Origin of the sequence: Aeromonas molluscorum 848, from assembly GCF_000388115.1 — a bacterium.
In the GTDB taxonomy this organism is placed as follows: domain Bacteria; phylum Pseudomonadota; class Gammaproteobacteria; order Enterobacterales; family Aeromonadaceae; genus Aeromonas; species Aeromonas molluscorum.
In genome coordinates, this window is sequence record NZ_AQGQ01000184.1 from 1 (window position 1) to 7383 (window position 7383).

The window sequence follows — 7383 nt, forward strand, 5'->3', positions numbered from 1 at the left end:
ATCCCAGCGCATCGGCGCCATTGATGCGCGCGCCGGTCAAACCGAGCCAGAGTCCGACACGCCCCGGCAATCTGCTCAAAAACCAGCTGGCCCCCACATCCGGGTACAGGCCTATGCTCACCTCCGGCATAGCCAGCAGGCTGAACTCCGTCACCAGTCGAAAACGGGCCCCGGCAAACAGACCCATGCCGCCGCCCATGCAGATGCCGTCGGCGACGCAGATCAGCGGTTTGGGGTAGTGATGGATCAGCAGATCGAGTCGGTACTCCTGTTCGAAAAAATCGCGAGCGTAACCGGCCAGCTCAGCGTCCGTCATGCGCTGACGCTCATGGTAGAAGGCGCGGATATCGCCCCCGGCACAGAATGCTTTCTCCCCGGCCCCCTCCAACAGCACGGCGCACACGCTGCCATCTTGCTGCCAGCCACGTAACTGGCGTGTCAGGGCCTCTATCATCGGCAGGCTCAAGGCATTGAGGGACGCCGGACTGTCCAGGGTCAGCACCCCCAGCCATTGGCCATCTCGGGTTGGCAGCAACTGTGTCTTTACCCCATCACTCATCTCGTGCTCCTCACTCAAGGCGGCTGTCTTTGCCCATCTTGCAGCCATCACTCTGTCTGCTTGCTTGGCTCGTGCTGGCCATTACCGCCGATGTCGTCACGCACACCGTAATGCCAGCGCGGCGCCCGCTTCTCGAGAAAGGCCGCCACCCCCTCTTGCTGATTGGGATCCTGGAAGAGATCGAGGAAGAGCGTGCGTTCCATGGGCAGGGCTTGATCCCGGGGACGGCGACGCCCCTCGTTGATGAGTCGCTTGCAGGCGCGCAGGGCAGCCGGGCTTTGGCGCTCGGCATGGCTTGCCATCTGCCGAGCCGCCTCCCAGGCACAACCCGCCTTGACCACCTCCTCTACCAGACCTATCTCGTAGGCCAGGGTGGCATCGACCTTTTCCGCGCACAAAATGAGGCGCTTGGCCCAGCCCGGCCCCACCAGTTCGGTCAGGCGCTGGGTGCCACCGGCGCAGGGCAAAAGCCCCACCGAAGCCTCCGGCAGACCCATGATGGCTTGCTGCTCGGCGATGCGGATATCGCAGGCCAGCGCTACCTCCAGGCCGCCCCCCATCGCAAACCCCGTGATGGCGGCAATGCTGACCCCGTGAAAGCGGGCCAGGGCCTCGAACGCCTCGCCAAAAGCTGCGGCCACCTGCTCGGCATGCTGGCTGTCACCGTCGGCAAACATTTTGAGATCGGCACCGGCGCAGAAAAATCTGTCACCGGCGCCCCGGACAACCAGGGCCACTATCTCGGGTTTGCCGTCGAGTTCGGCCATCATCTGCACAAAGGCACGCAGGCTGGCCAGCGTCCAGGTATTGGCCGGTGGGTTGTCCAGGGTGATGTAGGCCACGTGGCCATGATATTCGAGCCGTATCCTTGTCATGGGATCTTCCTTGTATACGGGCAACCTGCCTCTATAACAAACACATTGAGGGACTGGCCAGCAGGCGGCGAGCGACGATGAGTCGCATCACTTCGTTGGTTCCCTCCAGGATGCGATGTACCCGGGTATCGCGCAGATAGCGTTCGAGGGGATATTCGCGGATATAACCATAGCCGCCAAAGAGTTGCAGGGCCTCATCTGTGATCTGATAGCCGATGTCGGTGGCAAAACGCTTGGCCATGGCGCACCAGGCACTCTTGTCCGGGCTGTTCTCGTCCAGCTTGGCAGCGGCTTGGCGCACCAGCAGGCGGGCTGCGGCAAGCTCGGTCGCCATGTCGGCCAGGCGAAACTGCACACTCTGGAACTCGCCAATGGGTCGGCCAAACTGCTGGCGCTCGGCCACGTAAGTCAGGGCATCATCCAGGGCCTGCTGGGCCGTGCCGAGGGAGCAGCTGGCGATATTGATGCGGCCGCCATCCAGGGCCTGCATGGCAAACTTGAACCCCTCCCCCTCTTCCCCCAGTCGGTATTTGGCGGGGATACGCACCTGATTAAAAACCACTTCCCGGGTCGGCTGACTGTGCCAGCCGAGCTTCTCTTCGGCTTTGCCATAGCGCACCCCGGGGGTATCGGCGGGCACCATGAAGGCGGAGATCCCCCCGGCCCCCTCGCCACCGGTGCGGGCCATCACCACCAGTACGTCCGTGCTGCCCGCCCCCGAGATGAACACCTTGCTCCCCTCGATGAGGTACTCATCCCCAGTCCGTAGCGCCCGGCTCTTGAGGGCGGCGGCGTCCGATCCCGCCCCCGGTTCGGTGAGACAATAAGAGCCAAGCAGCTCGCCGCTGGCTAGGCGCGGTACCCACGCCTCTGCAACCTCGGCGGGCAGCCAGCGACCCAGCATCCAGCTCACCATGTTATGGATGGTGAGATAGGCGGTGGTGGAGGTACACCCCATGGAAAGACGTTCGAAGATGAGGCTGGCATCGAGCCGGGCCAGCCCCAGGCCGCCATATTGCTCCTGGGTATAGAGGCCGCAAAAGCCCAGCGCCGCCGCCTGCTTGATAGTGGGGATGGGGAACTCATGCTCCCTGTCCCAGCGGGCGGCATGGGGCTTGAACGCCTCGTTGGCAAAAGCGGTGGCGGCATCGCAGTAAGCCTGCTGATCCTCTGTCAGATTAAAATTCATGGTCAGGAGTCCTCGCTCAACGCAGGCTGATGGTCATGTTGGGGCCGGTGGGGATATCTTCGTCAAACCAGCGCTCGGTCACCGTTTTGGTCTCGGTATAGAAGCGCACCGCCTGTTTGCCGTAAGCATGCAGATCCCCATAGAAAGAGCCGCGCCACCCGGTGAAGGAGAAGAACGGCAGCGGCACCGGGATGGGCACATTGATGCCCACCTGGCCTACCGCCACCTCATGGCGGAAGGTGCGGGCCGCAGCGCCACAACTGGTGAAGATGGAGGTGCCGTTGCCATAGGGGTTGCTGTTGATGAGAGCGAGCGCCTCATCCAAGCTGTCGACCTCCATGCAACAGAGCACCGGGCCGAAGATCTCCTGCCGATAGAGCCCCATCTGCGCCGTCACTCCGCGAAACAGTGTGGGGCCCACCCAGTTGCCGACCGGGTAACCCGCCACCTCGCACAGGGTGCCATCGAGCAGACACTCGGCCCCTTCCTGCTTGCCCGCTTCAATCAGATTCTCCACCCGCACCCTGGCCTCCGGGCTGATGAGGGGACCATAGGCGGCTTGCGGATCGTCCCAGACCCCCGGACGCACGGCGGCGAATGCCTCGGCAAGTTCGGGGATCCAGTCGCGGGCACTGCCCACGAACACGGCCACGCTGATGGCCATGCAGCGCTGACCGGCGGCGCCGACCCCGGCCCCCACCAGGTTGCTCAGCACCTGCCCCTTATTGGCATCGGGCATGATCACCATGTGGTTCTTGGCCCCCACGAAACACTGGGCTCGTTTGAGGTTTTCGGTCGCGGTGCGATAGACATGAGCGCCAACCCGGGCCGAGCCGACAAAGCTGACCGCCTTAACGTCCGGGTGAATCAAGATCGCATCCACCTGCTCGGCCCCGCCATGGATGACGGAGAGGATGCCCGCAGGTGCCCCCGCCTCGGTAAACAGCTCGGCCAGCCGCATGGGGGTGAGGGGATCCTGTTCCGACGGCTTGAGCACGAAGCCGTTGCCGCAGGCCACCGCCAGGGGAAACATCCACAGCGGTATCATGGCCGGGAAGTTGAACGGCGTGATACCGACGCAGACCCCGAGCGGCTGCACCCAGGAGTGACCGTCGACTCGACGTGCCACATTGCCCATGGTCTCCCCCATGGTCTGGCTGGCGATGCCGCAGGCCTGCTCCACCACCTCGATGCCACGCCAGACATCCCCCTTGGCATCGGCAAAGTTCTTGCCCGTCTCCTGCGCCAGCAGGGTCGCAAGCTCGTCATGATGGACTTTAAGCAGATGCTGGTAGTTGAACATGACCCGGGCACGCTCCGGCGCAGGCACCTCCCGCCACAACAGATAAGCGTCATGGGCGGTACGCACCGCCAGCTCGACCTCCTCTGCTGTGGCCTTGGGGGCCCGCGCCAGCAGACTCTGATCCGCCGGATTGGTCACCTCTATCCACTGCTCAGTGGTCGAGGCATGGGGCCCGCCGTTGATGTAGAGCGGCAGATCCCCGTACAGGGTGACATGGCTGGTCATGTTCCTCACTCCTTTGAGTCTTGTCAGACGACTGGGTTACACAAAATAACGCTGGCAACAGCGTGGCCAGTTCCCTTACCACAAGGGATTTTACCTTAGACTAACAATTGATTTACGTTTACGCTAACGTAAACTAACTCTGGTAATGGACTGACCAGTCAGGACGACCACAGGCGTCAGTTGTTGCCTGCCCTGTCCCCTACCCGGAGCCCATCCACTCTCGTGACAGCAAGGAGATAGCTATGCCCCCATTGATGGATGAGACCCTGCAGGCTCTGACCGAACAGGTCGGCGCTTTCTGCCGACAAGTGATAGCGCCGCGCGCCGCCGAGATAGACAGCAGCAACCTCTTTCCCCGGGATCTCTGGCCGCTGATGGGGGATCTCGGCCTGCATGGCATTACCGTCGGCGAGGAGTATGGCGGCGTGGGACTGGGCTACCTGGCCCATGTGCTGGTGATGGAGCAGGTGAGCCGTGCCAGCGCCTCGGTCGGGCTCTCCTATGGTGCCCACTCCAATTTGTGCATCAACCAGATCCATCGCCACGGCACTGCTGATCAGAAAAGGGGCTACCTGCCCGATCTGGTGAACGGCAAGCACGTGGGTGCCCTGGCCATGAGCGAGCCGGGAGCAGGATCCGATGTGGTGAGCATGCGGCTGATGGCCGAGGCGAGCGGCGATCACTTCATCCTCAATGGCAACAAGATGTGGATCACCAATGGCCCCGATGCCGAGACTTTCGTCATCTACGCCAAGACGGATGCCAAGGCCGGGGCCAAGGGGATATCCGCCTTCATCGTCGAGGCGGGTACCCCGGGATTCAGCACAGCCCAGAAACTCGACAAGCTGGGCATGCGTGGTTCCAGTACCTGCGAGCTGGTGTTCGACAACTGCAAGGTTCCCAAAGAGAACCTGCTTGGCCCGCTTCACGGGGGCGTCAAGGTATTGATGAGCGGCCTCGACTATGAGCGCATCGTGCTGGCGGCCGGTCCCCTTGGCATCATGCAGGCTTGCATGGACGTGGTGTTGCCCTATGTGCGCGAGCGCAAGCAGTTTGGCCAGGCCATCGGCGAATTCCAGCTGGTGCAGGGCAAGCTGGCCGACATGTACACTCGCCTGGCCAGCAGCCGCGCCCTGGTCTACTCAGTGGCCAACGCCTGCGATCAGCAACAGACCAGCCGCAAGGATTGCGCCGCGGCCATCTTGCTTGCGGCGGAGAATGCCACCCAGATGGCGCTGGACGCCATCCAGTTGCTCGGCGGCAATGGCTACATCAACGAATACCCGACCGGCCGCCTGCTGCGGGACGCCAAGCTCTATGAGATAGGCGCCGGCACCTCGGAGATCCGCCGCTGGCTCATCGGCCGCGAACTGATGGGAGAGTCTGCATGAACCCGTTGCACGCCCAGTCAGCACACCATCGCACCGACCGCGCTGTGACTCACCGGGAAGACCTTTGCCCTCACACCTTTTTGGGAGAGTCCGTATGAGCCAGATCCACTCCCAGCTAGACACCCATAACCCCGACTATGAGGCCAACAAGGCCGCCATGCGGGCCCTGGTCGAGGATCTGCACGATCGCCTGGATGAGATAAACCTGGGGGGCGGCGCCGTCAATCAGGCCCGCCACACCGGGCGTGGCAAGTTGCTGCCCCGCGAGCGCATCAATCGGCTGCTCGACCCCGGCTCCCCTTTCCTCGAGCTCTCTGCCCTGGCGGCCTGGGGCGTCTATGACGAAACCGTCCCCGCCGCCGGCATCATCACCGGGCTGGGCCGCATCAGGGGCAGGCTCTGCCTGCTGGTCGTCAACGACGCCACCGTCAAGGGGGGCACCTATTACCCGCTCACGGTGAAAAAACACCTGCGGGCCCAGGCCATCGCCGAGCGGCTGCGCCTCCCCTGCCTCTATCTGGTGGATTCGGGCGGTGCCTTCTTGCCGATGCAGGATGAGGTCTTTCCCGACCGGGATCACTTCGGTCGCATCTTCTACAACCAGGCTCGCCTCTCGGGTCAGGGCATTCCCCAGCTCGCCGTGGTGATGGGACTCTGCACCGCAGGCGGCGCTTACGTGCCCGCCATGGCGGATGAATCCATCATGGTCAAGCAGCAGGCCACCATCTTCCTGGCCGGGCCGCCACTGGTCAAAGCCGCCACCGGCGAAGAGATCAGCGCCGAAGATCTGGGGGGTGCCCTGGTGCACTGCGCCCATTCAGGGGTCGCCGATCACCTGGCCCAAGATGACGATCATGCCTTGCAACTGGCCCGCACCCTGGTCAGCAACCTGGGCGGCGACCAGCCAGCCGCCCCCCTCCTTTATCGGGAACCGGCCTACCCCATCGACGAGCTCTATGGTCTGATCGGTACCAGCTTGAAGCGACCCGTGGAGGCAAGGGAGATCATTGCTCGCCTGGTCGATGGTTCGGAATTTGATGAGTTCAAGGCGCTGTACGGCACCACCCTGGTCACTGGCTTTGCCCACATCTGCGGCATGCACGTGGGTATCCTCGCCAACAATGGCGTGCTGCACAGCGACAGCGCCCAGAAGGGGGCCCACTTCATTCAACTGTGCAACAGACGCACCATTCCTCTGCTGTTCCTGCAAAACATCACGGGTTTCATGGTGGGCAGCCAGGCCGAGCGCGAAGGGATCGCCAAACATGGCGCCAAGCTAGTTACTGCGGTGGCCTGCAGCCGGGTGCCCAAGCTCACCCTGATCACCGGAGGCAGCTTTGGCGCCGGCAACTACGGCATGTGTGGCCGCGCCTTCGAGCCCGACTTCCTGTTCAGTTGGCCCAATAGCCGCATCTCCGTCATGGGGGGCGAACAGGCCGCCGGAGTCTTGGTGCAGGTACGCCGCGACAAACTGGCCGCCGAGGGTGAATCCCTCGGCGAGCAGGAGGCGCAGGCTATCCGCACTCCTGTGCTTGATCAATATGAACGCCAGGGCCACCCCTATTACGCCAGTGCCCGGCTTTGGGACGATGGCGTCATCGACCCGGCCCAGAGCCGCACCGTACTCGCGTTGGCCCTGGCCGCCTGCCAGGGGGCGCTGACCCGCTGCCAGGGCCCCCTGGCCACCCCAGAGCAGTACGGCATCTTCCGGATGTAAGGAGCCCTGATGAACACCACAATGACCTCACTCCCTGGCTCCCCCGGTGCCGTGACCCCGGATGCCGGATATCGGCTGGAGCAGCGCGGCCTCCTGGTGGAGCTGGTGCTCTGTCGCCCGGCTC

6 protein-coding genes are annotated in these 7383 nt (G+C 63.3%); 2 read left to right on the forward strand and 4 right to left on the reverse strand.

Features of this window, described 5'->3' with window-relative positions; all coding sequences use genetic code 11:
• The 4 genes from G113_RS17640 to G113_RS17655 form a co-directional block, all read right to left on the reverse strand.
• The coding region (locus tag G113_RS17640) for an enoyl-CoA hydratase/isomerase family protein (RefSeq protein ID WP_005908041.1) at positions 1-559 on the reverse strand (559 nt) is incomplete at its 3' end.
• Positions 560-606: 47 nt separating this feature from the next.
• The gene (locus G113_RS17645; RefSeq protein ID WP_005908042.1) at positions 607-1434 is read right to left on the reverse strand and encodes an enoyl-CoA hydratase; all 828 of its coding nucleotides are present in this window, start codon (positions 1432-1434) and stop codon (positions 607-609) included.
• Positions 1435-1465: 31 nt separating this feature from the next.
• A complete protein-coding gene (locus G113_RS17650; RefSeq protein ID WP_005908043.1) occupies positions 1466-2623 on the reverse strand; it encodes an acyl-CoA dehydrogenase family protein in 1158 nt (385 codons plus the stop codon).
• 16 nt (positions 2624-2639) lie between these two features.
• Positions 2640-4151: a CoA-acylating methylmalonate-semialdehyde dehydrogenase gene (locus tag G113_RS17655; RefSeq protein WP_005908044.1), complete on the reverse strand. Its 1512-nt coding sequence runs from the start codon at positions 4149-4151 to the stop codon at positions 2640-2642.
• A gap of 242 nt (positions 4152-4393) precedes the next feature.
• On the opposite strand from G113_RS17655, the gene G113_RS17660 reads away from it, so the two are divergent.
• Together G113_RS17660 and G113_RS17665 are read left to right on the forward strand one after the other, a co-directional pair.
• Complete coding sequence (locus G113_RS17660; protein ID WP_005908045.1) at positions 4394-5542, forward strand: isovaleryl-CoA dehydrogenase; 1149 nt, start codon at positions 4394-4396, stop codon at positions 5540-5542.
• A 94-nt stretch (positions 5543-5636) separates the two neighbouring features.
• Positions 5637-7259 carry a carboxyl transferase domain-containing protein gene (locus G113_RS17665; RefSeq protein WP_005908046.1) on the forward strand — a complete coding sequence of 541 codons (1623 nt, stop codon included), beginning with the start codon at positions 5637-5639 and terminating at the stop codon, positions 7257-7259.
• Positions 7260-7383 lie beyond the last annotated feature (124 nt).